Genomic DNA, 25083 nt, shown 5'->3' with positions numbered 1-25083 from the left:
AGTGCGGGCGGGCCGGCGACCGGCCGCCGTCCACGCCGGGCATCAGAGGGCACGGCGGCGGACGAGGCCGGGGGCCGGGCCGGTGTGCACCGGCCCGGCCCCCGGCCTCGTCGTCGGCGCAAGCGCCGCAGCGTCAGTCGGTGAGGCGCGCGACGGCCTCCTCGACGGTCAGCTCCTCGCGCTCGCCCGTGCGGCGGTCCTTCAGCTCCACGACGCCCTCGCCGGAGCGGCGGCCCGCCACCAGGATCTTGGGGACGCCGATCAGCTCCGCGTCGGTGAACTTCACGCCCGGGGAGACACCGGCCCGGTCGTCCACGAGCACCCGCAGGCCCGCCGCGCCGAGCTTCTCGGCCACGTCGAGTGCGAGCTCGGTCTGCAGCGCCTTGCCGGCGGCGACGACGTGAACGTCCGCCGGGGCGATCTCGCCGGGCCAGCACAGGCCCTGCTCGTCGGCGTGCTGCTCGGCGAGGGCGGCCACGGCGCGGGAGACGCCGATGCCGTAGGAGCCCATGGTCACGCGGACCGGCTTGCCGTTCTGGCCCAGGACGTCGAGCTGGAAGGCGTCCGTGTACTTGCGGCCAAGCTGGAAGATGTGGCCGATCTCGATGGCGCGGTCGAGCTTCAGCCCGGTGCCGCAGGAGGGGCACGGGTCGCCTTCCTCGACGACGACCACGTCCAGGTAGTCGTCGACCTCGAAGTCACGGCCGGCGACGACGTTGCGGGCGTGCTTGTCCTGCTTGTTGGCGCCGGTGATCCAGGCGGTGCCCGGGGCGACGCGCGGGTCGGCGATGTAGCGGACCTTCTCCAGGCCCTGCGGGCCGACGTACCCGCGCACCAGGTCGGGGCGGCCGACGAAGTCCTCGGCGGTGACCAGCTCGACGGCCGCCGGGGCCAGGTGATCCGTGAGCTTGCCGAGGTCGACCTCGCGGTCCCCGGGCACGCCGACGGCGACGATCTCGCCGTCGACCTTCACGAGGAGGTTCTTGAGCGTGGCGGAGGCGGGCACGCCGAGGTGGTCGGCGAGCGTCTCGATGGTCGGGGTGTCCGGGGTGTCCAGCTCCTCGACGGGGCCGTGCTCGCCGGTGACCGGCTTCAGGTCGAAGGTGACGGCCTCGGTGTTCGCCGCGTAGTCGCAGGAGGGGCAGTAGACGAAGGTGTCCTCACCGGCGGCGGCCGGGGCGAGGAACTCCTCGGAGGCCGAGCCGCCCATGGCGCCGGAGACGGCGGAGACGATGCGGTGCTCCAGACCGAGGCGCCGGAAGATCTTGATGTAGGCCTCGCGGTGCAGCCGGTACGACTCCGCCAGCCCCTCGTCGGTGGTGTCGAAGGAGTACGAGTCCTTCATCTGGAACTCGCGGCCGCGCAGGATGCCGGAGCGCGGACGAGCCTCGTCGCGGTACTTCGTCTGGATCTGGTACAGGATGACCGGGAGGTCCTTGTACGAGGTGCACTGGTCCTTCACCAGCAGGGTGAAGATCTCCTCGTGGGTGGGCCCGAGCAGGTAGTCCGCGCCCTTGCGGTCCTGGAGGCGGAACAGCTCGGCGCCGTACTCGTCCCAGCGCCCGGTGGCCTCGTACGGCTCCTTGGGCAGCAGCGCGGGCAGCAGCACCTCCTGCGCGCCGATGGCGTCCATCTCCTCGCGGACGACCCGGGCGACGTTCTCCAGGACGCGCATGCCGAGGGGCAGCCAGCTCCAGATACCCGCCGCGTTCCGGCGGACGTAGCCGGCACGGACCAGCAGCTTGTGGCTGAGCGTCTCGGCGTCCGCCGGGTCGTCGCGCAGTGTCTTGACCATCAGACGGGACATGCGCTGGACCTGGGCTGCCATGGATTGTCTCCTGCGTACAAGTGCGTACAAGAAAGGGTGATGTCCAGGAGGTTAGCCGGGCGGTGCCAGCGGGTGGAAATCAGTTCCGTTCCGTACGCCCGTCGCGTGTGCGTGCGGTACGGCCTTCAGGCGCCGCGCAGCAGTGGCAGCGGGGCCCCCATCACCGCGTACGGCTTCGGGGCGCTGGGGAAGATGACCTGGCGCGCCAGGTCCTGGTAGCCGAGGGCGCGGTACAGGCCGCGTGCCGGGCTCTCCGTGTCGATGGCGGACAGGATGGAGCGGGGCTGGGCGGCGCCGTCAGTGATGGTGGTGATCAGCCGACGGCCGATGCCCCTCCCCTGGTAGGCCGGGTGGACATGGAGCTCGGTGATCACGAACGAGTCGTCCAGCCAGTCGTCGGAGCCGTTGCTGCGCAGATACGGCTCCACGACCGTGGACCACCAGTGGGTGCGGTCGTTCGGCATCCCGTACACGAACCCCACCAGTCGGCCCGCGGGAGTCGTCGCGCCGAGGGCGTAGGCCCCGGGGCTGAGCAGGTGCCGGAGCACGATGTGGCGGCGGATACCGATCTCCTCCGCGGTGAGGCCGAAGGCGAGGGCCTGCACCGAGAGGGCGTCGTCCACGCGTGCGGCGAGGTTGACCGGCGCGACCTCGACATCGTGTTCCATGCGGGAACCCTACTTCTCCGCCGGCCGCTCAGAACAGCACGCTCATGAACGCACCGACCTCGCGGAATCCCACCCGTCGGTACGCCGCGCGGGCCGCGGTGTTGTAGTCGTTCACGTACAGGCTGACGACCGGTGCCACATCGGCGAGGGCGTAGCGGATCACGGCCGCCATCCCGGTCTCGGACAGGCCGCGTCCGCGGTACTCGGGGGCGACCCAGACGCCCTGGATCTGGCACGCCAGCGGTGTGGCGGCGCCGATCTCGGCCTTGAAGACCACCTTGCCGTCGTCGATCCTTGCGAAGGAACGGCCCGTGCCGACGAGTTCGGCGATCCGGGCCTGGTAGAGCAGTCCGCCGTCGCCGGCCATCGGGGAGACGCCGACCTCCTCGGTGAACATGGCCACGCACGCGGGCATGATCACCTCCATCTCGTCCTTGCGGATGCGCCGCACGTACGGGTCGGGCTCGATGTCCCGGGGCAGCGACTCGGTGACCATGAGCGGCTGGTGGGCGCGGACCTCGCGGGCCGGGCCCCAGCTGGGCTCCAGCAGCTTCCACAGCGTGGAGGTGGTCTCGGCCGGCCCCACGATGGACGAGCAGCGGCGGCCGGCCCTGCGGGCGCGGTCGGCGAAGGCGCGGACGGCCTCGGGGGTGGCGCAGATGGGAACGAGATTGGCGCCCGAGTAGCAGAGCGAGCGGAGCCGTCCGTCCGCGTACCAGCCCCACATCTCGCCGCCGAGGCGCCAGGGGTCGAGTCCTGCGACCTGGACCCGGGCGGTGACGAACGCGTTGGCGACCGGGTCGCTCTCCAGGACCACGAGGGTGGCCCCCAGGTCGTCGGGATCGAGGACCCGGGTGGTCGTCTGCGTCAACACGAGAGGGCCCTCCATCACTCCTTGCGGGCAACGACAGGTGCCGCTCGGTCGGCCGGCTCCTGGACGTATCCGTGGTGGTGTACGGCCTGCCGGTCTGTGCACTGTACCCGGATACCCGGGAGCGGGCCCCTCACGCGAAAGGGCCGGGCCGCCTGCGCGGACCCGGCCCTTGCGGCGGTCGGTCAGCTGACGGAGACCTCGGGCTCCCCGGAGGCCACGCCGTCCTTCTCCATCTGCTCGGCGATCTTCATCGCCTCCTCGATCAGGGTCTCGACGATCTTCGACTCCGGGACCGTCTTGATCACCTCACCCTTGACGAAGATCTGGCCCTTGCCGTTGCCGGAGGCCACACCCAGGTCGGCTTCACGGGCCTCGCCGGGGCCGTTCACGACGCAGCCCATGACGGCCACGCGCAGGGGCACCTCCATGCCCTCGAGGCCCGCGGTGACCTGGTCGGCCAGCTTGTAGACGTCGACCTGGGCGCGGCCGCAGGACGGGCAGGAGACGATCTCCAGCCGGCGCTGGCGCAGGTTCAGCGACTCCAGGATCTGGATGCCGACCTTGACCTCCTCGGCCGGGGGCGCGGACAGCGACACGCGGATGGTGTCGCCGATGCCCTCGCTGAGCAGCGCGCCGAAGGCGACGGCGGACTTGATGGTGCCCTGGAAGGCCGGGCCGGCCTCCGTCACGCCGAGGTGGAGCGGGTAGTCGCACTGCTCGGCCAGCTGCCGGTAGGCGTTGACCATGACGACCGGGTCGTTGTGCTTGACCGAGATCTTGATGTCCCGGAAGTCGTGCTCCTCGAAGAGCGAGGCCTCCCACAGCGCCGACTCGACGAGCGCCTCGGGGGTGGCCTTGCCGTACTTCTGGAGCAGCCGCCGGTCGAGCGAGCCCGCGTTCACACCGATGCGGATGGGAGTCCCGGCGTCCCGGGCCGCCTTGGCGATCTCCTTGACCTTGTCGTCGAACTGCTTGATGTTGCCGGGGTTGACGCGGACCGCGGCACAGCCCGCGTCGATGGCCGCGAAGACGTACTTCGGCTGGAAGTGGATGTCAGCGATCACCGGGATCTGCGACTTCCGGGCGATGGTGGAGAGCGCGTCGGCGTCGTCCTGCGTGGGGCACGCGACGCGGACGATCTGGCAGCCGGACGCGGTGAGCTCGGCGATCTGCTGCAGCGTGGCACCGACGTCGGAGGTCCGCGTCGTCGTCATCGACTGCACCGACACGGGTGCGTCGCCACCGACGGCGACCGAGCCGACCTGGATCTTGCGGCTGGCCCTCCGGTCGGCGAGCTTGGTCGGAACGGACGGCATCCCGAGAGAAATCGCGGTCATCTGCTGTGCAACCCCAAGGTGTGGATCGAGGCCCCGACAGGGCGGGCTCCAGCCTTCGACATTACGCCACGGGTCCGCGGCCGAGCACACCGCGGCGGCAATCCACCCGAAGGGACGCGGCCGGACGCCATACGGTGTCCGGCCGCGGTTTCCGCCCGGGGTCCGGGCGGAAACCGCGGGCGAACACGAGCCCTCAGGAGATCTTCACCGGGTTCACGATGTCCGCCACCAGCACGAGCAGCGTGAAGCAGATGAAGATCCCCGCGACCACGTAGGCGACGGGCATCAGCTTCGCCACGTCGAAGGGGCCGGGGTCGGGCCGACGGAAGACCCGGGCGGTGTTGCGGCGCACGGACTCCCATAGCGCTCCCGCGATGTGCCCGCCGTCCAGCGGCAGCAGCGGCAGCATGTTGAACAGGAACAGCGAGAGGTTGAAGCCGGCGAGCAGCATCAGGAAGGTGGCGACGATGTTCTGGGTGGGGGCGTCGAGGTTGAGCACCTCGCCGCTGATCCGGGCCGCGCCGACCACCCCGACCGGGGAGTCGTCCTTGCGCTCGCCGTCGCCGAAGGCCGCCGCCCAGAGGTCCGGCACCTTGGCCGGGAGCGAGACGATCGCCTGGACCCCGTTCTCGAACATGTCGCCCATGCGGTCCAGGGACTGCCCGAAGGTCTGCGGCACGATCTCCGTCCTCGCCGCGAAGCCGAGGTAGCCGGCCGGCACGAACTCGCCGGGGACGACCTGCCCGTCGGCGTCCTTCTTGGCCACCATGTTCTTCAGCAGGGTGGCCTGGAGGACCTTCTCCTCGCCGCCGCGGTCGACCGTGATGGTGGCGGGGCCGATGGTGTCGCGGATGCGGCTGGACAGCTCTCCCCAGTCGGTGACCGGCACCCCGTTGAAGGCGACGATCCGGTCGTCCTTGAGCAGTCCTGCGGCCGAGGCAGGGGATTCGGGGTCCGTGGACCTGCAGGTGCTGCGGTCCTCGCTCTGCGGGATGACGCACTGCTGGACACCGGCGACCTGCGTGGTCTGGGTGGCGAAGCCGAACGACATCGAGACGCCCAGGAAGATCGCCACGGCGAGCACCAGGTTCATGAAGGGGCCCGCGAACATCACGATGACGCGCTTCCACGGCTTGCGCGTGTAGAAGAGCCGGGTCTCGTCGCCGGGCTTGAGCTCCTCGAAGGCCGCCGTGCGGGCGTCCTCGATCATGCCCCGCCAGGGGGAGGTGGAGCGGGCCTCGACCCGGCCGTCCGGGCCCGGCGGGAACATCCCGATCATGCGGATGTAGCCGCCGGCCGGGATGGCCTTGATCCCGTACTCGGTCTCCCCCTTGTGGCGCGACCAGATCGTGGGGCCGAAGCCGACCATGTACTGGGGCACGCGGATGCCGAAGAGCTTGGCGGTCGAGAGGTGGCCGAGCTCGTGCCAGGCGATGGAGAAGAGCAGTCCGACAGCGAAGAGCGCTATGCCGAGGACCGTCAACAGAATCGTCATGCGCGAGCCTCCGCTGTCGCCTTCTCTTCCAGTACGGCCAGTTCCCGGGCGCGGGCGCGCGCCCAGGTCTCCGCTTCCAGGACGTCCGTGACCGTCAGCGAGGTTCCCCTCCCGGGGGTGCCGTGTTCGCCGACGACTGCAGTGACCGTATCCATGATTCCGTTGAACGGCAGCCGTCCCGCCAGGAAAGCGTCCACGCACTCCTCGTTCGCGGCGTTGAACACCGCGGGGGCGGTGCCGCCTCGCTCACCGACCTGCCGGGCGAGTGCCACGGACGGGAAGGCCTCTTCGTCGAGCGGGAAGAACTCCCAGGTGGAGGCCGTCGACCAGTCGAAGGCGGGAGCGGCCTCCGGCACCCGCTCCGGCCAGCCGATCCCGATGGCGATGGGGCCGCGCATGTCCGGCGGCGTGGCCTGGGCGAGCGTGGAACCGTCCGTGAACTCCACCATCGAGTGAACGTAGGACTGGGGGTGGACCACGACCTCGATGCGCTCGAACGGGATGTCGTAGAGGAGGTGCGCCTCGATGACCTCCAGGCCCTTGTTGACCAGGGTGGCGCTGTTGACCGTGATCACCGGCCCCATCGCCCAGGTGGGATGGGCGAGAGCGTCCTCGGGGGTGACCCGGGAGAGCTCGGCCCGGGTGCGGCCGCGGAAGGGGCCGCCGGAGGCGGTGACGACGAGCTTGCGGACGTCGGCGCGGGTGCCGGCGGCGAGGGCCTGGAACAGCGCGGCGTGCTCGGAGTCGACGGGGATGATCTGACCGGGCTTCGCGAGCGCCTTCACCAGGGGGCCGCCGACGATGAGCGACTCCTTGTTGGCCAGCGCGAGGGTGCGGCCCGCTTCGAGTGCGGCGAGGGTGGGGGCGAGGCCGATGGACCCGGTGATGCCGTTGAGGACGGTGTGGCACTCGGAGGCGGCGAGCTGGGTCGCCGCCTCCGGCCCGGCCAGGATCTCGGGGAGCGGCTCACCCGTTCCGTACCGTGCCCGCAGGGCGTCCCGGAGCGCGGGGACGGCGTTCTCGCGGGCGACGGCGACCGCCCGCACCCGCAGGCGGTGCGCCTGCTCGGCGAGCAGGTCGACCCGTCCGCCGGCGGCGGAGAGCGCGGTGACGCGGAAGCGGCCGGGGTTGCGCAGGACCAGGTCGATGGCCTGCGTGCCGATGGACCCGGTGGAGCCGAGGACGACGATGTCCCGGCGGCCTTCGGACGGATCGAAGACGATGTGCGGGTCGGCGAGTGGGGCTGGGCTGTCGCTCATGCCCCCATTGTGTCCGCTGCCGGCGCGGGCCCCGACAGCGCGTCCCCTGCGCGCCGCCGGTGCGGGCGCCGCCCGGAGGGGGCGGGCCCGCAGCGGCGACCGCACGACGGTCCGGCCGGTCAGCGGAACGGGCGGTGGACGTTCTCCCGCGTCGCCGGGCCGGGGGTCGCGTCCGCGATCCAGGGTCCGTCGCCGCTCGGGTCGAGGACGCCCTCCTCGAGCCAGGTGTAGGAGCCGGCGAGGACGTCCTTGACCACGGACCGGTCGAGGTCGTCGGTGTTGGTCCACAGCCGTCCGAAGAGCTCCTCGACCCGGATGCGGGACTGTTGGCAGAAGGCGTCAGCCAGCCGGTACGCCTCCCGGCCGTGCTCCCCGGTCCTGCGCAGCAGTTCGGCTCGTACGCAGGCGGCGCTCATCGCGAACAGCTCCGCGCCGATGTCGACGATCCGGCCGAGGAAGCCCTGCTTGGTCTCCATCCGGCCCTGCCAGCGGGACATGGCGTAGAACGTGGAGCGGGCGAGCTTGCGCGACGTGCGCTCCACGTACCGCAGGTGCACGGAGAGGTCCGCGTGCCCGCGCGGGTGGAACTCGGCGTACGAGCGGGGCAGTTGGCCCGGGCCCGCGACCAGCCTGGGCAGCCAGCGGGCGTAGAACGCCGTGGCCGCCGCGCCCGCCCTGGCCTTGTCGCCGAGCGACTTGTCGGGGTCGATGATGTCACCGGCCACGGAGAGGTGCGCGTCCACCGCCTCACGCGCGATCAGCAGATGCATGATCTCGGTGGAGCCCTCGAAGATGCGGTTGATGCGCAGGTCACGCAGCAACTGCTCGGTGGGGACGGCCCGTTCGCCACGGGCGGCGAGGGACTCCGCGGTCTCGAAGCCGCGTCCGCCGCGGATCTGGACGAGCTCGTCCGCGATGAGCCAGGACATCTCGGAGCCGTAGAGCTTGGCGAGGGCGGCCTCGATCCGGATGTCGTTGCGGTCCTCGTCGGCCATCTGGGACGCCAGGTCGACGACGGCCTCCATGGCGAAGGTGGTCGCCGCGATGAAGGAGATCTTCGCACCGACGGCCTCGTGCTTGGCGACCGGCTTGCCCCACTGCTCGCGGACCGCGGACCATTCGCGGGCGATCTTCAGGCACCACTTCCCGGAGCCGACGCACATCGCGGGCAGTGACAGGCGTCCGGTGTTCAGGGTGGTCAGGGCGATCTTCAGTCCGGCGCCCTCGGGGCCGATGCGGTTCGCGGCGGGCACCCGGACCCGGTGGAAGCGGGTCACGCCGTTCTCGATGCCGCGCAGGCCCATGAAGGCGTTGCGGTTCTCGACCGTGATGCCCTCGGCGCCCGCCTCGACGACGAAGGCGGTGATGCCGCCCTTGTGGCCCTCGGACTTGGGGACCCGGGCCATGACGACGAGGAGGTCGGCGACGACGCCGTTGGTCGTCCACAGCTTCACGCCGTCGAGCACGTAGTCGTCGCCGTCGGGCACGGCCGTGGTGGCCAGGCGCGCCGGGTCGGAGCCCACGTCCGGCTCGGTGAGCAGGAACGCCGAGATGTCGGTGCGGGCCAGGCGCGGCAGGAACGTCTCCTTCTGCTCCTGGGTGCCGAAGATCTTCAGCGGCTGCGGTACGCCGATCGACTGATGCGCGGACAGCAGCGCGCCGATGGCGGGGCTCACGGAGCCGACCAGGGCCAGGGCCTTGTTGTAGTACACCTGGGTGAGGCCGAGGCCCCCGTACTTGGCGTCGATCTTCATGCCGAGGGCGCCGAGTTCCTTGAGTCCCTCGATCACCTCGTCGGGAATCCGGGCCTGGCGCTCGATGAGCGCGCCGTCGATCTTCGTCTCGCAGAAGTCGCGCAGTCTGGCGAGGAACTCCTCGCCGCGCTGCACGTCCTCGGAGGCCGGCAGCGGATGGGGGTGGATCAGGTCGAGCCGGAAACGTCCGAGGAACAGTTCCTTGGCGAAGCTGGGCTTGCGCCAGCTCTGCTCGCGCGCGGCCTCGGCGACCTGGCGTGCCTCACGCTCGGTGACCTTTGGTGCCTCTGTGGCCTCGGGGGACACAGTGACCTTCGGGGTGTCCTGCGGAGTGGATGGTGCGGACATGAGGGACTCACCTCGCCGCTGTCGGAGGGCGGCCGGACCGGAATTACCGACCGGTGCTACTCGTCCGTATCTACCCGATTACCGGCCACCCCACCAGTCCTGCGGGGCACCCGGGTGGATCGTGACCGGCTACCACAGGAGGACGGCCGGGGCATCCGCACCGTGAATTCCCCACAGTGGCCCTGACCTGCTGTTCCTCTCCAGTGCCGGGCCTTTCGTCCTGATCCTCGCCGCCCTCTTCCTCGGCGCCGGGATCAGAGCCGTCCACGCTATGGCCCGGACAGCGGCGGGCGCACCCCACGCCATGGCCTCCCCGCTGGACCCCCAGCTCCCACGAGGCACGCGCGTACCACGCCTGACCACGTCCGGAGAGACTTCGCATCGCGGCTGGTCAGACGGGATGAAAAAGAGGACGGCCGGAGCCCCCGCACAGTGGGCTCCGGCCGTCGGTCGGGAACGTATCTACAGGGCGAGTCCGGTGAGGACCAGCACCCGCTCGTACGTGTAGTCGTCCATCGCGAACTTCACGCCCTCGCGGCCCACGCCGGACTGCTTGGCGCCGCCGTAGGGCATCTGGTCGGCGCGGTAGGACGGGACGTCGCCGACGATCACGCCGCCGACCTCCAGCGCCCGGTGGGCGCGGAAGGCGGTCTGCAGGTCGTGGGTGAACACTCCTGCCTGGAGGCCGTACTTGGAGCTGTTGACCGCCGCGAAGGCCTCGGCCTCGCCGTCGACGCTCTGGACGGTGAGAACCGGCCCGAAGACCTCCTCGCAGGCGAGGGTGGCGTGCGCCGGAACACCGGTGAGCACGGTCGGGGCGTAGGAGGCGCCGTCGCGCTTGCCGCCGGTGTGGAGCTGGGCACCGGCCCCGACCGCCTCGTCCACCCAGGACTCGACGCGCCTGGCGGCGTCCTCGCTGACCAGCGGGCCGACGTCGGTGGACGGGTCGGACGGGTCTCCGGTGTTCTGTGCCTCGACCGCGGCGACGATCCTCGGCAGCAGCCGGTCGTACACCGAGGCGTCGGCGATCACGCGCTGGACGGAGATGCAGGACTGGCCGCCCTGGTAGTTGGAGAAAGTGGCGATACGGGTCGCTGCCCAGTCGAGGTCCTCCTCGGAGGCGAAGTCGGCGAGGACGACAGCCGCACCGTTGCCGCCGAGTTCCAGGGTGCAGTGCTTGCGCGGCACCGAGTCCATGATCGCGTAGCCGACCTTGTCGGAACCCGTGAAGGAGATGACCGGGAGGCGCTCGTCCTGGACGAGGGCGGGCATCTTGTCGTTCGGGACCGGCAGCACCGACCAGGAGCCAGCGGGCAGCTCGGTCTCGGCGAGCAGCTCGCCGAGGATCAGACCCGACAGCGGAGTGGCCGGAGCGGGCTTGAGGATGATCGGCGCGCCGACGGCAACGGCCGGGGCGATCTTGTGGGCGCACAGGTTCAGCGGGAAGTTGAACGGCGCGATGCCGAGGACGACGCCCTTCGGGAAGCGGCGGGTGAGGGCGAGGCGCCCCTGGCCGCCGGCGTCCGTGTCGAGGCGCTGGGCCTCGCCGCCGTTGAAGCGACGGGCCTCCTCGGCGGCGAACCGGAAGACGGAGACCGCACGGCCGACCTCGCCGCGGGCCCACTTGACGGGCTTGCCGTTCTCGGCGGAGATCAGCTGGGCGATCTCCTCGGTGCGCTCGACGAGGCGCCGGGAGACGTGCTCGAGGGCGGCGGCGCGGACATGGGCCGGGGTCGCGGCGAACTCGTCCACGACGGCGTGGGCGGCGGCAACGGCCTCCTCGACCTGGGCGTCGGTCGGGACGGCGACCGTGCCGACGAGACGGCCGTCCCAGGGGGAGGTCACGTCGAAGGTCGTCTCGCCGGTGGCCTGGCGGCCGGCGAGCCAGAAGGCGTGAGTGGAAGTCATTTGGGGATCCCGGCCCTTCCGAAGTAGTGGGTTGCCTCTTCTCACACGTTAGGGCGGCCGGGCCGGAACGTGGGTTGTCCGCGTTGGAGTGGTCGGCCGGATCGCCCTGCCGCTTTGGCGAGTGCGCGGGTCTCCCCCGCGACCCGCCGCTCGGGGATGCGCGGGGCCCCGCAGGCGTCAGCGGCGGCGTTCGGTACTGACGATCAGGCAGACGCCGGCCACCACGACCGCGCCGCCGACGACGATCGGCCAGGTCAGCCGCTCCCCGAGGATCAGCGCGCCGAGGAGTACGGCGACGACCGGGTTGACGTACGCGTAGGTGGCCACGAGCGAGAGCGGAGCGGAGTGCAGCAGCCAGGCGTACGCCGTGAACGCGACCAGCGAGCCGAAGACGACGAGATAGGCGAGGGCGGTCCAGGAGCGGCCGGAGACCTCGGCGAGCACGAAGCCCCGCTGTTCACCGCGGCCCAGCCCGACGAGCAGACAGCCGACGCCGCCCGCGACCATCTCGTAGGCGCTCGCGGCGAACGGGTTGGCCGGCATGGGGATGCGGGAGGAGGAGAAGGAGCCCACCGACCACATGACGGTCCCGGCGATCACGGTCAGCACGCCCCAGAGGCGTACGTCGCCGCTCAGCCCCGGCAGGGTCAGCACGGCGAGCCCCGCGAGCCCGAGGAGGACACCGCCGTACGCTCCGGTGCCGGGCCGCTCGCCGGACACCCGCCGCAGGACGACGACCCAGGCCGGGACGACGGCGACCAGCAGCGCGGCGAGTCCGGAGGGGACGGCCGTCTCGGCGAGGACCACGAGCCCGTTGCCGCCGAGGAGGAGCAGCAGCCCGACCACGGCGGCGGAGACCAGCTGGGCGCGGGTGGCGCGCAGCGCGGACGGCCCCTGGCGCCAGGCGACGATCGCCGCGAGAAGCAGCCCGGCGACGACGAACCGCGCTCCGGCCGACAGGAACGGCGGCATGGTCTCCACGGCCACGCGGATGCCGAGGTACGTGGAACCCCAGACGACGTAGACGATGGCGAGCGCCGCCCAGACCGGGCCTGGTATCCGGCGGCCGGACGCGGGCGCGGAGTCGGCGGCGGGTGCGGCTCCGGGTTCGGAGAGGAGGGCGGCAGCGGGGCCGGCTCCCGCTGCCGTGCCGGGTGAGACGCCCGCTTCCGTGCCGGGTGGGGTGTCCGCTTCGGCGGCGGGCCGGGCCGGGGGTCTCCTCGCGCCGGGCGAGCCGGGAGTGGGGTTGCCGGGAGTGGGGTTGCCGGGAGTGGGGTTGCCGGCGTCTGCCGCGGGTTGTGTCATCGGTCCTTCCCGTCTCGTGGACGGCCGGACGGATGCCTCCCCCGCCCGACTGGTGATCACGAGGGTGGACCTTAGGCAGTTCAGCGGCCGAACACCATGTTTTCTGCCCGAATTCGGGCAGCAGAGAGGGAATTTCTCTGGGGCGGATCACGCAGAGCGGCGGTCTGCCGGGATGCGACTCCCGGCCGGGCGGCTCCAGGGGACGGCGGTCGGGGCCGGTGGTCGAGGGGCAGTGGCCCCGGCCTCTGCCCCCGTGGCGGCGCCATGGCCCGGAGCGCGGGCCGTCGGTTGCGGGCAGGGGGCACAGCTCCGGGCAGGGGCAGCGCGGCTCCGGACCCTACTCCGGGGCCGGAGCCGGCAGCGGGGCCTCGGTCGCCTTGAGGGCCAGCCAGAGCTCCATGCGCACGTCCGGGTCGTCCAGGGAGCGGCCGAGGATCTCCTCGACGCGCCGCATGCGGTAGCGCAGGGTGTGGCGGTGGACGCCCAGGTCGGCCGCGGCCGCGTCCCACTGGCCGTGGCGGGAGAGCCAGGCGCGCAGGGAGGCCACGAGGTCGCCGCGGCCGGTCGCGTCGTGCTCCCGCAGGGCTCGCAGCATCCCGTCGGCGAAGGCGCGCACCGCGTCGTCCGCGAGCAGCGGCAGCACGGAGCCGGCCGCGAGCTCCTCGTGCTCGACGAGCGCCCGGCCCCGCCTGCGGGCGACGGAGAGGGCCTGTTCGGCCTGCTTGTACGCCGTGGCGGCCGCGATCGGGCCGGTCGGCGCGGACATGCCGACGACCACCCCTGCCTCCTCCGTCTCGCGTTCGGTGTACGGCTCGCACGCGAGCGCGACCGCTCCTCCGTCGGAGGCGAGGACCACCAGTCTGCCGTCGCTCTCCCACACGGTCAGCACGGACTCTCCGGCCCGGGATGCGGTCGCCTCCAGCGCTTCGGCGAAGGAGTGCACGGGATGCTCGGCCGCCGGGTCCGGTTCGCCGGACGGCTCGGCGACGAGCAGCCGGAACGGGGCGTCCAGGAGCCCTCCGTACAGGTCCCCGGCGACCGTCCTGGCGTGGTCCGGCTGGCCGGAGAGCATCAGCCTGAGCACCGCCGCGCCGAGCCGCTGCTCGGCGGCCTGCAGCGAACGCGACCGTTCCGTCGTGAGCGTCAGCAGGGCCACCGCGGAGTGCACGGCATAGCGCTCGGCGGTGCCGAGCGGCGCTCCGGTGCCGACCGCGAGCGCGCCGCGGACCCGCCGCCCGGTGCCCAGCGACTGGAGTTCGACGCGGTCCTCCGTACCGCCGACGACCGCGCTGGCGGGAGCCGGGCGTTCCCGCAGGCGCTCCACGTCCCCGGTGAGCCGGGCCGCGCGCCGGACGGCCCATTCGGGCGCGGCGGCGACCACGGCACCGGAGGCGTCGTAGAGCGCGGCCCAGCCGTCCACGTGCGCGGCGAGCCTGGCGAGCAGGGCCGCGGGGCCCTCGGCGAGCGCGGCGCGCGTCAGCTCCCGCTGGGCCTCGAAGCCGGCGGTGACGGCTCGGTACTGATCGGCCGCGATGGCCGCGGAGACCGCCTTGCTGATGGCCAGGAAAGGCGTGCGCCGGGGCACTTCGAGGAGGGGGAAGTCCTCGGCCTCGGCCGCCTCCAGCAGCGCGTCCGGGATGTCGTCGTAGTTGACCCCGACGGCAAAGCCCAGTCCGGCGACACCCGCACCCACGAGCCGCCGCACATAGCGGCGCATCGCCTCCCGGTCGGCGGCGTCGAGGGTCATCGCGGTGACGAGCAGCAGCTCGCCGCCCTCCATGTACGGCACGGGGTCCGCCAGCTCGCTGGCGTGCACCCAGCGCACGGGGGTTCCCAGACGGTCCTCCCCGGCCCGGACGGCCAGCTTGAGCGCGGAATGCTGGACGAGGGAAGCGAGGGTGACCGGCATGGGACCGCGGACTTTCGGCAGAGGATGGATGCTTCTGGGCCAATTTCGCCGTCCCGTATGAACGGCATAGCTCGATTCTGCCACCGCGTACGGGTACCCGGCTCAGTTCCGCATATCCACCAGGAGCGGCGGGGTGTGCTCGCCGCGGACCGACGTCAGGGAGAGCACGGCGTGCCCGGCCGGCACGGAGTGCGCCAGCTCGGAGGCCGACCAGCGCTCCCGCTCGACCTCACGGACCGTCACCGCCTCGGCCGTGGCGGCCTTGCCCGTCACGACCCGGCGCATGAAGTGCAGCGCCTTGGTCAGCGGCTCGTCGGAGATGATCTGCCGGTTGGTCACGTCCTTGGTCTGCACCCATTCCTTGCCCCAGGACTCGGCGAACCGGCCGCCGTCCCAGGGCCCGAGCCCGGCGAACGCCATCCGGCAGCCGACCGCACCCAGCAGCGGCCCTCGCAACGCCTCCGGCACGTCCTCCAGGGTCCGCAGCGTCAGCACCACCCCGGCGTGCGCGGAGCGCAGCCGCTGCACGGCCCTGACCGAGTCGGGCGTGACCGTGTGGGTGGCGTCGTCCAGAACCAGGCAGGCGAACAGCGAGCGGTCCGAGCGGCTGAGGGCGGCTTCGGTGAACTGGGCGAGGACGAGCCGGGCGATGATCCTTGACGCCTCGGCGTGACCCCGTTCCGGGAGGTCGATCCGTACCCTCAGCGGGTGCTCGACGGCCCGCAGCGAGAACTGCCGGCCGGGCGCGCCGGTGCGGAAGAACCCGGCGAACGCCGGCCGGTCGAGGTACCCGATCCGCTCCGCGAGCAGCACCCCGATGTCGTCCGCACGCTCCGACTGCCGTGCCCGCGCGTCCAGTTCCCTCAGCTGCGCCGCCTCGCCCGCGGCCTGCAGGGCGGCACGCAGCCCGTCCAGCGCCCCGGGCACGCCACCGAGGAGGTCGCGCAGTTCGGGCACCGCCGGGAAACGGCCGTGGACGCCCCGGTACGGCCCGATGAGCTGCGCGAGGGCGGTGGCGGCCCGCCGGCCGTCGGCCGAAAGGTCCCCGACGAGCGCCTCGGCGAGGTTCCGGGCGGCCTCGTCGGGGTCGTCGCTGCCGCCGTAGAGGTCGAGGTCGTGCGTGGAATCCGGCCGGCCAGGGGCGATGACCAGGTCGAACGCGTCGTCGGGGGCCAGCGCCGTGCCGTGCGCGGTGACGGCGACGACGGCGGCACGGTTCGCCAGCGCCTGCAGGCACATGGCCTCCACCACGGGCCGCACGAGCCGCACGGTCTTCCCCGACCCGGACGGCCCGACGGCGAGCAGCGAGGTGCCGAGCAGCGCGGGTTCGAGGGCGACTCCGGTGGTGCGGCGGGCATAGGGGTTGCGGGGGTGGTCGGCGGCGGTGCCGATCCTGACCTGGTGCGTGGCGAGGTCGTGCACCGCGGTGCGCACCGGCAGATCCCGTGCCCCGGAGGGATGCGCACAAGCCGCCGCGCCCTCGGCGCGGACCACGTCGGTGAAGGCCGCCAGCCGCTCGGGCCTGGCCCGCACCCCCTGCCAGGCACGGCGGATCCGCGCGTAGTCGACGTCGCCGAGCGAGCCGTCGCGCGTCGCCTCGGCGAGGGTGCGGGCCGTGTCGTCCAGCCCCGAGGTACGCAGGTCCGGCCAGTCGACGGGGTCCTCCCGCGGCGGGGGCGGCGGGGCGGGCACGTCCCTCCTGCGCGAGTAGCGGCGCCAGATCTCCGGCACATGGCCGATCCGGGCGAAGAGGACGAGCAGCCCTCCGCCGACGAGGGCGTAGTACACGTAGCTCGCCGTGGCCCACAGGGACGGGTCGGCACGCCAGGAGTCCGGGGTGAGCACGAGCAGCGGCCAGAGCCAGTAGCGGCCGAGGTAGCCGTTCCACAGCAGTGACCAGAGCAGCCAGCCCGCGAGCAGGGCGATCAGCGCGCCCGCGAAGAGCCTCCTCGCCGGGACCGGTTCCGGCTCCTCGGCCGGGCGCGGCCGGTGCCCCAGCCGCCAGACGCCCGGCTCGGCGTCGGGGCGCGGGGTGCGCAGCCAGTCGGCGACGGAGGCGCGGGCCGCCGGGGGGCGGGACGGCACCGGCGGGGCGGCGGACGGCATCTGCGGTGGGCCCGCGGGACGCGGGACCGGCCGTGCGCTGCCGGTGCCGCCCGATCGGGCTCCGCGTGCGTCGTACGTACCTTCGGTCTCCATGAACCCCTGCCCCCTGACCAGCCAGGTCCGCGCGTCTGTGCCACCGTCAATCTACTGCCCGCCGCCGGGGAGTTCAGCGATCCCGCACCGCGAGCGCGGCGGCCGGTGCGCACCGGCGGGAGCCGCCCGGTGCGCACCGGCGGGAGCCGCACCCGCCGTCGCGGGCGGGGCCTGCGGGGAAGCGGTCACGGCCCGGCCCGCGCGTGGCCCGCACGGCGGCGGACCGGCTGCGGCTCGGCGGTGGCCCGGACGCGCCTGCTCCTCCACGTCTCCCGGCCGGGTCTGCTCCTCGGCGGCACGTCTCTCTCCCGGGAGGGTGCCTCCCACCGGCTGCGTCCGGGGCGGCCGGCCGGCCGCTCCCCCGGCCCCGCAACGGAACCGCGCTCCAGGGCACCGCGCCCGTAGCCCACCTTCCGCCCCGCACCGCGCGTCCGCACCACGCCGGCCACTGGCTCTATGTCCGCCACGGACAAGGACACGCCCCCACCACTACCGAACGGAGCATGCCGGACCCCCTGACCCGGACCTAGCCTGCGAAGAAAGAAGAAGTGCGTCCGGAACACCCCCAGGAGCCCTCATGAGCGCAATTCCGCAGGAGCGCCGCGTCGTCACCGCCATCCCCGGCCCCAAGTCGCAGGAGCTGCAGGCCCGCCGTCTCTCCGCGGTCGCGGGCGGCGTGGGCTCCGTGCTGCCGGTGTTCACCGCCCGCGCCGGCGGCGGCATCATCGAGGACGTCGACGGCAACCGTCTGATCGACTTCGGGTCCGGTATCGCCGTGACCACCGTGGGCGCCTCCGCCGAGGCCGTCGTACGCCGGGCCTCCGCGCAACTCGCGGACTTCACCCACACCTGTTTCATGGTCACGCCCTACGAGGGCTACGTCGAGGTCTGCGAGGCGCTGGCCGAGCTCACCCCGGGCGACCACGCCAAGAAGTCGGCGCTGTTCAACTCCGGCGCCGAGGCCGTCGAGAACGCCGTCAAGATCGCGCGGGCCTACACCAAGCGCCAGGCCGTCGTCGTCTTCGACCACGGCTACCACGGCCGCACCAACCTCACCATGGCGCTGACCGCGAAGAACATGCCGTACAAGAACGGCTTCGGCCCCTTCGCCCCCGAGGTCTACCGCGTCCCGGTCGCCTACGGCTACCGCTGGCCCACCGGCCCGGACAACTGCGGCCCCGAGGCCGCCGCCCAGGCCATCGACCAGATCACCAAGCAGATCGGCGCGGACAACGTCGCCGCGGTCATCATCGAGCCGGTCCTCGGCGAGGGCGGCTTCATCGAGCCGGCCGAGGGCTTCCTCCCGGCGATCGCGCAGTTCGCCAAGGACAACGGGATCGTCTTCGTCGCGGACGAGATCCAGTCCGGCTTCTGCCGCACCGGCCAGTGGTTCGCCTGCGAGCACGAGGGCATCGTCCCGGACCTGATCACGACCGCCAAGGGCATCGCCGGCGGTCTGCCGCTGTCCGCCGTCACCGGCCGCGCCGAGATCATGGACGCCGCGCACGCGGGCGGCCTCGGCGGCACCTACGGCGGCAACCCGGTCGCCTGCGCCGGTGCGCTCGGAGCCATCGAGACCATGCGCGAACAGGACCTCAACGGCAAGGCCAAGCGCATCGAGGAGGTCATGAAGGGCCGCCTGTCCTCGATGGCGGAGAAGTTCGACATCATCGGCGACATCCGCGGCCGCGGCGCCATGATCGCCATCGAGCTGGTCAGGGACCGCGCCACCAAGGAGCCGAACCCGGAGGCCGCCGGCGCCCTCGCCAAGGCCTGTCACGCGGAGGGTGTCCTCGTGCTCACCTGCGGCACCTACGGCAACGTGCTCCGCTTCCTGCCCCCGCTGGTGATCGGCGAGGACCTGCTGAACGAGGGTCTGGACGTCATCGAGTCGGCGCTCGCGGGCGTCTGAGCGGGTCGGGCGGGGCGTAACCGCCCGTAATCGCGCGCTCTCTGTGAAGAACGTGTGGGGGGGCAATGGCGGGATGGCATTCCCGCTGTCGGTCCCCCCGCTGCTGCCGTACGGTTTCCGCAGATGAGAGAGACACCCCGCTCGCAGGGAACTGCGGGCGACTCCATGGCGCGGCCTCCCCAGCCCCGCCTTGGCCGTGCCCTCGCGCACACCACCGGAGCCTCGTGCTCCGGATCTCCTCTCCGATCGGATGGCCGCCCGCCCCAAACCCCCCGGGGCGCGCGGCAAACCGATCCTCACGGCCGCCCCGGAACCACCCCCCCTGTTCCGGGGCGGCCGGCCCCTTTCCTCGGCTTCCGCGGACTCGATCCCCTCGGCCCGCTCAGCGGCCCCGCCGTCGTCGCGGCCCTGTGCGCGGCCCTCTTCGCCCTGATCACCTGGCAGGTCGTTGGCCACGGGCCGCTGCGCGCACTGGACGAACACGTCGACCGGGCTCTCGTGGGCGAGGGCCCCGCAGGCCTCGCCGAAGTCCTCGCCGATCTCGGCAACGTGCAGGTCGCACTGCCGGTCCTGGCCGCGGCCGTCGGCCTGGCACTGTACCGGCGCCGGCGGGTCCCCGCGGCGGCGGTCGTCGTCGCCATGGCTCTCGTACCGGCGCTGGTGGCGCCGCTGAAGGAGCTGACCGACCGGCCCGGCCCGCTGACCCCGGAGACGGGCTACTTCCCGTCGGGCCACGCCGCGACCGCGATGGTGGCGTACACCGGCGCCGCCCTCCTCGTCGGCCGGCGGGCGATGCCCGTCGCCGTGCTGCTCACGGTGGCGACGGGCGTCGGTCTGGTGCTGCGCGGCTACCACTGGCCTCTGGACGTCCTCGGCAGCTGGTCTCTCTGCGGGGTGCTGCTGGCCGGCGCGGTCCTGGTCAGCTCCGGGGACAGACGTCGAAGTCGCGCTGGAACTCCCAGCCGCCGAACCGGTCCCGGTTGATCGACCAGGTCATCGGTCCCGCAGCGCGGGCCAGGTGCCGTGCGACTGGCAGGAGCCGCGTTTCGCCTTCCTGGTCAGGCAGTCCAGTGCCTGGTGACCTCGGCGGACGGGTGTGCCCGCTTCCGGCCGTGGTGGTCGCCGGGAGGCCGGTGCCGACCTGGTCGGGACGGAGGGCGGGGAAAGAAGGCCTCCCCCTGCCCACTGTCTCACTCCCGCTGTCTCACTCCCGCGCGGGGCCGGCGGCGACGGCCGCGGCCTCGTGCATCGACAGCTCCAGCATCGCCGGGTCGGTGAGGGTTCCCGAGCCGTCCGGGAGAACCACCCAGCGCACGCCCCCGGCGGTGCGCCCCGGATACGGCAGCACCACCCAGGCGCCGGGCCCCGCGGCGTGCGTGCCCGTGCCGACCCAGCGCTCCGAGGAGCCCGGCGGCACGAAGAAGCCCATGCGCGGCGCCGGGTTGCGGCCGCGCCGGGCGGCTCCGAAGTGGGCGAGGACCGGTCCCGGCCGGTCCGTGAGCCGCTTCAGGACGTCCAGCGTCGGGCCGGCGATCCCGCCGGGCAGGACGAGCACGTCCCAGTGCCTGCCCGTGGGGAACAGGGCGACACCCCTCGGGTCGCTCTCCCACCGCCTGCGCCAGTCGTCGGGGTCGGGCGCTGCCGACACCAGCCAGTCCACGCCCGCGCCGACCCCATGGCCCCCGGTTTCCTTCATCTTCCACAGCCTCCGTTCCGTGCGCCTCGCCGCGTCCGCGGTCCGTGCGTCCACCCGGTCAGAGCGGGAAGGGCCCGCGCCATGACGCGGGTTCGGGCAACCGGTGGAGGGATTCCTCCGGAACCGGACGGGGACACGGGACGGGCACGCCGACCGAGGCGCGATCGGGACACGGCACCGGGCTGGGAAGCGGAACGGCCGGGCCCCTCGGGGCCCGGCCGTACGGCGGAGGCGTCAGCTGTCGAAGCCGAGGCCGAGGCGGTCCATCGTCCTCAGCCACAGATTGCGCCGGCCGCCGTGGGCATCGGCCCGGGCCAGCGACCACTTGGTGATGCCGATCCCGGCCCAGGCCACCGGCTCGGGCGGGAAGGGCAGCGGCTTCCTGCGGACCATCTCCAGCCCGGTGCGCTCGGTCCGCTCTCCGGCGAGCAGATCGAGCATCACGTCGGCACCGAAGCGGGTGGCGCCGACGCCGAGTCCGGTGTAGCCGGCGGCATAGGCGACCCTTCCGCCGTGCGCGGTGCCGAAGAACGCCGAGAAGCGCGAGCAGGTGTCGATCGCGCCGCCCCAGGCGTGGGTGAAGCGCAGGCCCTCGAGCTGCGGGAAGCACTCGAAGAACTGTCCAGCCAGCTTCAGGTACGTCTCCGGCCGGTGGTCCATCTCGGCGGAGACCTTCCCCCCGAACGGGTAGATGGCGTCGTAGCCGCCCCACAGGATCCGGTCGTCGGCGGTGATCCGGAAGTAGTGGAACTGGTTGGCGCTGTCGCCGAGGCCCTGCCGGTTGCGCCAGCCGATCGCGGCACGCTGCTCGGGCGAGAGCGGTTCGGTCATCAGGGCGTAGTCGTACACCGGGACGGTGTACGGGCGGATCCGCTTGACCAAGGACGGGAAGACGTTCGTGCCGAGGGCGACCCGGCGGGCGATGACCCGTCCGTAGGACGTGCGCACGGCCATGCCGGCGCCGGCGGAGGAGAGGCCGAGGGCCCGGGTGTTCTCGTAGATCCTGACGCCGAGGCCGAGACAGACCCGCTTGAGGCCCCAGGCCAGCTTGGCCGGGTGGAGCATGGCCACCCCCTCCCGGTCCCACAGGCCGCCGAGGAAGGTCGGGGAGTCCACCTCGGCGCGCACGGCGTCCCGGTCAAGGAGTTCCAGACCGCCGAAGCCGAGCCGACCGGCCTCCTCGTGCGTCTCGCGGAGCTCGTCGAGCTGGTGGGGCTCGGTCGCCACGTCGATCTCGCCGGTGCGCTCGAAGTCGCAGTCGATTCCGTGTCGGGCGACGGCGTCCTCGATGGCGTCGAGGTTCCGCGCGCCGAGTTCCTCCAGCCTGGCCATGTCGTCCGGCCAGCGGGCCAGGCCGTTGGCGAGCCCGTGGGTCAGGGAGGCGGCGCAGAAGCCGCCGTTGCGGCCCGAGGCGGCCCAGCCCACCTCGCGGCCCTCGATCAGGACGACGTCCCGCAGCGGGTCGCGCTCCTTGGCGAGGAGCGCGGTCCACAGTCCGCTGTAGCCACCGCCGACGACGAGCAGATCGGTCTGCTCGTCGCCGGTGAGGGCGGGCAGCGGGGCGGGCTTGCCGGGGTCTTCCAGCCAGAAGGGGACGGGCTGGGCGTCGGAGAGTGATGAGGCAAAGGTCATGGCTGCTGGGGCCATGGTTTCCACTCCTTCGGGTGCTACTTGGGCAGTGCGGTCTTCCTCCGCCGGCCGCTGATGATCTGGCCGGCGACGACGACGATGACCGCCAGGGCGAACATGGCCGTACCGATGACGTTGATCTGGACGGGCGTGCCGCGCTGGGCCGAGCCCCAGACGAACATCGGGAAGGTGACGGTGTTGCCCGAGTTGAAGTTGGTGATGATGAAGTCGTCGAACGAGAGGGCGAAGGCGAGCATCGCGCCCGCGGCGATGCCGGGCGCGGCGATCGGCAGCGTGACCCTCAGGAAGGTCTGCACGGGCCCCGCGTAGAGGTCCTTGGCCGCCTCCTCCAGCCTCGGGTCCATCGACATCACCCGTGCCTTGACCGCCACCACGACGAAGCTGAGGCAGAACATGGTGTGCGCGATGAGGATGGTCGTCGGGCCCAGCTCCGCCCCCAGGTTGAGGAAGAGCGTCAGCAGGGAGGCCGCCATGACGACCTCGGGCATCGCCATGGGCAGGAAGATCAGGGAGTTGATCGCCCCGCGGGCCCGGAAGCGGTAGCGGACGAGCGCGAAGGCGATCATCGAGCCGAGGACCGTGGCGCCGATCGTCGCCCACAGCGCGATCCACAGGGACAGGCTGAGCGAGTCGCACACGCCGGCGACGCCGCACGGGTCCTGCCACGCGTCGGTGGAGAACTCCCGCCAGGAGTAGTTGAAGCGCCCGGCCGGCTTGTTGAAGGAGAACACCATCACGATGACGTTCGGCAGGACCAGGTACGCGAGCGTGAGCACACCCGCGATCACCACCAGGTTGCGCCGTATCCACGTCGTTGAGATTCGCAACATCAGACGAGATCCTCCGTACCGGCCCGGCGGATGTAGACCGTCACCATGATCAGCACGATGGCCATGAGAATGAACGACAGCGCGGCCGCGGTCGGATAGTCGAGCACCCGCAGGAACTGCGACTGGATGACGTTGCCGACCATCCTGGTGTCCGTGGAGCCGAGCAGTTCGGCGTTGACGTAGTCGCCGCTCGCCGGGATGAAGGTCAGCAGCGTTCCGGAGACGACGCCCGGCATCGACAGCGGGAACGTCACCTTGCGGAAGACCGTCGACGGCCTCGCGTAGAGATCCCCCGCCGCCTCGTGGAGCCGCGGGTCGATCCGCTCCAGCGAGGTGTAGAGCGGAAGGATCATGAACGGCAGGAAGTTGTACGTCAGACCGGTGACCACCGCGAGCGGGGTGGCCAGTACCCGGTTCCCCTCGGTCATCCCCAGCCAGCTGGTGACGTCGAGGAAGCCGACGGTGTTCAGGACGTCCACCACCGGGCCGCCGTCCGCGAGGATCGTCTTCCACGCGAGCGTCCGGATCAGGAAGCTGGTGAAGAACGGCGCGATGACCAGCACGAGCAGCAGATTGCGCCAGCGTCCCGCCTTGAACGCGATGAGGTACGCCAGCGGATAGCCGAGCAGCAGGCACAGGATCGTGGCCGTACCCGCGTACAGCACCGACCGCAGGAACTGCGGGTAGTACTCGCTCAGGGCGTCCCAGTACGTCTGGAAGTGCCAGGTGACCTGGTAGCCCTCCTCCAGGGAGCCGGTCTGCACGGACGTCGAGGCCTGGTAGACCAACGGCAGGGCGAAGAAGACCAGCAGCCACAGGATGCCCGGCAGCAGCAGCCAGTAGGGCACGAGCTTGCGGCGCACCGGCTGCTTGCGCGGTACCGGCCCCGTCCCGGCCGGGGCGGGCGAGGCGGGGGGTGCCTCGGTGACGGTCATGCTGTCTCCTCCACCGTCTCCACGCCCGCGTCTATGTCCTGGGCGGCGTCGAGGCCGAACGTGTGCTCCGGGTTCCAGTGCAGGACGACCTCGGCGCCGGGTACCAGGCGCGGGTCCCGCTCGACGTTCTGCACGTACACCTCGAGCTCGGGGCAGACCGGGCTGTCGATGACGAACTGGGTGGAGACGCCGATGAAGCTGGAGTCCGCGATCTTCCCGGTGAACCGGTTGCGGCCCTCGGTGATCTCACCGGCGTCGTCGGCGTGCGCCAGGGATATCTTCTCGGGCCGTACACCCACGAGGAGCTTGCCCCCGGCACTGGGCATGGTGGCGCAGCGCGCGGACGGCAGCCTCAGCTTGGCGTCGGCGGCGGTGACGACCACCTGGCCGCCTGCGGCCTCCGCGACCTCGGCCTCGATGAGGTTGGAGGTGCCGAGGAAGTTGGCCACGAACGTCGTCTGCGGGTTCTCGTAGAGGTCGGAGGGGGCGCCCAGCTGCTCGACCCGGCCCCCGTTCATCACCGCGACCGTGTCGGCCATGGTCATGGCCTCCTCCTGGTCGTGGGTGACGTGGACGAAGGTGATGCCGACCTCGGTCTGGATGCGCTTGAGCTCCAGCTGCATCTGGCGGCGCAGCTTGAGGTCGAGCGCGCCGAGCGGCTCGTCCAGCAGCAGCACCTGCGGGTGGTTGATGAGCGCGCGGGCGACGGCGACGCGCTGCTGCTGCCCGCCGGAGAGCTGATGGGGCTTGTGCTTGGCCTTGTCGCCGAGCTGGACGAGCTCCAGCATCTCGTCGACCTGCTTCTTCACGGACTTGATGCCGCGGCGGCGGAGCCCGAACGCCACGTTCTCGTGGATGGTCAGGTGCGGGAAGAGGGCGTAGCTCTGGAAGACGGTGTTCACCGGCCGCTTGTACGGCGGGAGGTCGGTGACGTCCTTGTCGCCGAGGAAGACGGTGCCGGTGGTCGGGTCCTCCAGGCCGGCGATCATCCGCAGGGTGGTGGTCTTGCCGCAGCCGGAGGCGCCGAGGAGGGCGAAGAACGAGCCCTCGGGGACGGTCAGGTCCAGCGGGTGCACGGCCGTGAACGAGCCGTAGGTCTTGCTGATCCCGGTGAGGCGGACGTCTCCGCCCGCTGTCTTGTCAGTCATGGATCGCGGTCCCAGGTGTCGAGAGGGG

Annotated in this window: 18 protein-coding genes; 2 read left to right on the top strand and 16 right to left on the bottom strand. The window is 72.0% G+C overall.

What is annotated here, in order from left to right; all coding sequences use genetic code 11:
* Positions 1-133: 133 nt before the first annotated feature.
* The 11 genes from QMZ92_RS29215 to QMZ92_RS29165 all read right to left on the bottom strand — a co-directional run bounded on the left by QMZ92_RS29215 (position 134) and on the right by QMZ92_RS29165 (position 16884).
* The gene (locus QMZ92_RS29215; protein WP_283300566.1) at positions 134-1828 is read right to left on the bottom strand and encodes a proline--tRNA ligase; all 1695 of its coding nucleotides are present in this window, start codon (positions 1826-1828) and stop codon (positions 134-136) included.
* Between the two features lie 125 nt (positions 1829-1953).
* On the bottom strand, positions 1954-2496 hold the full coding sequence (locus QMZ92_RS29210) for a GNAT family N-acetyltransferase (protein ID WP_283300565.1): 543 nt from the start codon (positions 2494-2496) through the stop codon (positions 1954-1956).
* Between the two features lie 28 nt (positions 2497-2524).
* Positions 2525-3370, bottom strand: coding sequence for a GNAT family N-acetyltransferase (locus tag QMZ92_RS29205; protein WP_283300564.1), 846 nt, complete (start codon positions 3368-3370; stop codon positions 2525-2527).
* Positions 3371-3552: 182 nt separating this feature from the next.
* Positions 3553-4707: a flavodoxin-dependent (E)-4-hydroxy-3-methylbut-2-enyl-diphosphate synthase gene (gene ispG / locus QMZ92_RS29200; RefSeq protein ID WP_283300563.1), complete on the bottom strand. Its 1155-nt coding sequence runs from the start codon at positions 4705-4707 to the stop codon at positions 3553-3555.
* 193 nt (positions 4708-4900) lie between these two features.
* Positions 4901-6202, bottom strand: coding sequence for a M50 family metallopeptidase (locus QMZ92_RS29195; protein ID WP_283300562.1), 1302 nt, complete (start codon positions 6200-6202; stop codon positions 4901-4903).
* Positions 6199-7461, bottom strand: a complete 1263-nt coding sequence (dxr, locus tag QMZ92_RS29190) for a 1-deoxy-D-xylulose-5-phosphate reductoisomerase (RefSeq protein WP_283300561.1) — start codon at positions 7459-7461, stop codon at positions 6199-6201. The genes QMZ92_RS29195 and dxr overlap by 4 nt, the downstream gene beginning before the upstream one ends.
* A gap of 119 nt (positions 7462-7580) precedes the next feature.
* Positions 7581-9563, bottom strand: a complete 1983-nt coding sequence (locus QMZ92_RS29185; protein WP_283300560.1) for an acyl-CoA dehydrogenase family protein — start codon at positions 9561-9563, stop codon at positions 7581-7583.
* Positions 9564-10025: 462 nt separating this feature from the next.
* Complete coding sequence (locus QMZ92_RS29180; RefSeq protein ID WP_283300559.1) at positions 10026-11471, bottom strand: aldehyde dehydrogenase family protein; 1446 nt, start codon at positions 11469-11471, stop codon at positions 10026-10028.
* A gap of 177 nt (positions 11472-11648) precedes the next feature.
* A complete protein-coding gene (locus QMZ92_RS29175) occupies positions 11649-12530 on the bottom strand; it encodes an EamA family transporter (RefSeq protein WP_502962166.1) in 882 nt (293 codons plus the stop codon).
* A gap of 583 nt (positions 12531-13113) precedes the next feature.
* Entirely contained in the window at positions 13114-14685 is a 1572-nt protein-coding gene (locus QMZ92_RS29170; protein WP_283300554.1) for a PucR family transcriptional regulator, read from the bottom strand.
* A gap of 102 nt (positions 14686-14787) precedes the next feature.
* Positions 14788-16884, bottom strand: a complete 2097-nt coding sequence (locus tag QMZ92_RS29165) for a type IV secretory system conjugative DNA transfer family protein (RefSeq protein WP_283300553.1) — start codon at positions 16882-16884, stop codon at positions 14788-14790.
* Positions 16885-17461: 577 nt separating this feature from the next.
* Here QMZ92_RS29165 and gabT point away from each other — a divergent pair.
* On the top strand, positions 17462-18796 hold the full coding sequence (gabT, locus tag QMZ92_RS29160; protein WP_283300550.1) for a 4-aminobutyrate--2-oxoglutarate transaminase: 1335 nt from the start codon (positions 17462-17464) through the stop codon (positions 18794-18796).
* A 498-nt stretch (positions 18797-19294) separates the two neighbouring features.
* Positions 19295-19780, top strand: a complete 486-nt coding sequence (locus QMZ92_RS36565) for a phosphatase PAP2 family protein (protein ID WP_502962165.1) — start codon at positions 19295-19297, stop codon at positions 19778-19780.
* A 220-nt stretch (positions 19781-20000) separates the two neighbouring features.
* On the opposite strand, the gene QMZ92_RS29145 is transcribed toward QMZ92_RS36565, so the two are convergent.
* The 5 genes from QMZ92_RS29145 to QMZ92_RS29125 form a co-directional block, all read right to left on the bottom strand.
* Positions 20001-20492, bottom strand: a complete 492-nt coding sequence (locus tag QMZ92_RS29145) for a bifunctional DNA primase/polymerase (protein ID WP_283300546.1) — start codon at positions 20490-20492, stop codon at positions 20001-20003.
* 234 nt (positions 20493-20726) lie between these two features.
* Positions 20727-22139: an NAD(P)/FAD-dependent oxidoreductase gene (locus tag QMZ92_RS29140; protein WP_283300544.1), complete on the bottom strand. Its 1413-nt coding sequence runs from the start codon at positions 22137-22139 to the stop codon at positions 20727-20729.
* 20 nt (positions 22140-22159) lie between these two features.
* Complete coding sequence (locus QMZ92_RS29135) at positions 22160-22972, bottom strand: ABC transporter permease (protein WP_283300542.1); 813 nt, start codon at positions 22970-22972, stop codon at positions 22160-22162.
* Positions 22972-23907, bottom strand: coding sequence for an ABC transporter permease (locus QMZ92_RS29130; protein WP_283300540.1), 936 nt, complete (start codon positions 23905-23907; stop codon positions 22972-22974). Before QMZ92_RS29130 ends, QMZ92_RS29135 begins: the two co-directional genes overlap by 1 nt.
* The gene (locus QMZ92_RS29125) at positions 23904-25055 is read right to left on the bottom strand and encodes an ABC transporter ATP-binding protein (protein WP_283300538.1); all 1152 of its coding nucleotides are present in this window, start codon (positions 25053-25055) and stop codon (positions 23904-23906) included. Before QMZ92_RS29125 ends, QMZ92_RS29130 begins: the two co-directional genes overlap by 4 nt.
* Positions 25056-25083: the final 28 nt, after the last annotated feature.

It is taken from the genome of Streptomyces sp. HNM0645, assembly GCF_030056615.1.
GTDB lineage: Bacteria > Actinomycetota > Actinomycetes > Streptomycetales > Streptomycetaceae > Streptomyces > Streptomyces marianii.
Note: the sequence above shows the minus strand (reverse complement) of the source record. Positions and strands in the feature narration are given on the sequence as shown.

Bases quoted from the DNA above. Each gene is read 5' to 3' on its own strand.
- QMZ92_RS29215 (WP_283300566.1), bottom strand. From the start codon at position 1,828: ATGGCAGCCCAGGTCCAGCGCATGTCCCGTCTGATGGTCAAGACACTG.
- QMZ92_RS29210 (WP_283300565.1), bottom strand. From the start codon at position 2,496: ATGGAACACGATGTCGAGGTCGCGCCGGTCAACCTCGCCGCACGCGTG.
- ispG (WP_283300563.1), bottom strand. From the start codon at position 4,707: ATGACCGCGATTTCTCTCGGGATGCCGTCCGTTCCGACCAAGCTCGCC.
- QMZ92_RS29195 (WP_283300562.1), bottom strand. From the start codon at position 6,202: ATGACGATTCTGTTGACGGTCCTCGGCATAGCGCTCTTCGCTGTCGGA.
- dxr (WP_283300561.1), bottom strand. From the start codon at position 7,461: ATGAGCGACAGCCCAGCCCCACTCGCCGACCCGCACATCGTCTTCGAT.
- QMZ92_RS29185 (WP_283300560.1), bottom strand. From the start codon at position 9,563: ATGTCCGCACCATCCACTCCGCAGGACACCCCGAAGGTCACTGTGTCC.
- QMZ92_RS29180 (WP_283300559.1), bottom strand. From the start codon at position 11,471: ATGACTTCCACTCACGCCTTCTGGCTCGCCGGCCGCCAGGCCACCGGC.
- QMZ92_RS29170 (WP_283300554.1), bottom strand. From the start codon at position 14,685: ATGCCGGTCACCCTCGCTTCCCTCGTCCAGCATTCCGCGCTCAAGCTG.
- QMZ92_RS29165 (WP_283300553.1), bottom strand. From the start codon at position 16,884: ATGGAGACCGAAGGTACGTACGACGCACGCGGAGCCCGATCGGGCGGC.
- gabT (WP_283300550.1), top strand. From the start codon at position 17,462: ATGAGCGCAATTCCGCAGGAGCGCCGCGTCGTCACCGCCATCCCCGGC.
- QMZ92_RS29145 (WP_283300546.1), bottom strand. From the start codon at position 20,492: ATGAAGGAAACCGGGGGCCATGGGGTCGGCGCGGGCGTGGACTGGCTG.
- QMZ92_RS29140 (WP_283300544.1), bottom strand. From the start codon at position 22,139: ATGGCCCCAGCAGCCATGACCTTTGCCTCATCACTCTCCGACGCCCAG.
- QMZ92_RS29135 (WP_283300542.1), bottom strand. From the start codon at position 22,972: ATGTTGCGAATCTCAACGACGTGGATACGGCGCAACCTGGTGGTGATC.
- QMZ92_RS29130 (WP_283300540.1), bottom strand. From the start codon at position 23,907: ATGACCGTCACCGAGGCACCCCCCGCCTCGCCCGCCCCGGCCGGGACG.
- QMZ92_RS29125 (WP_283300538.1), bottom strand. From the start codon at position 25,055: ATGACTGACAAGACAGCGGGCGGAGACGTCCGCCTCACCGGGATCAGC.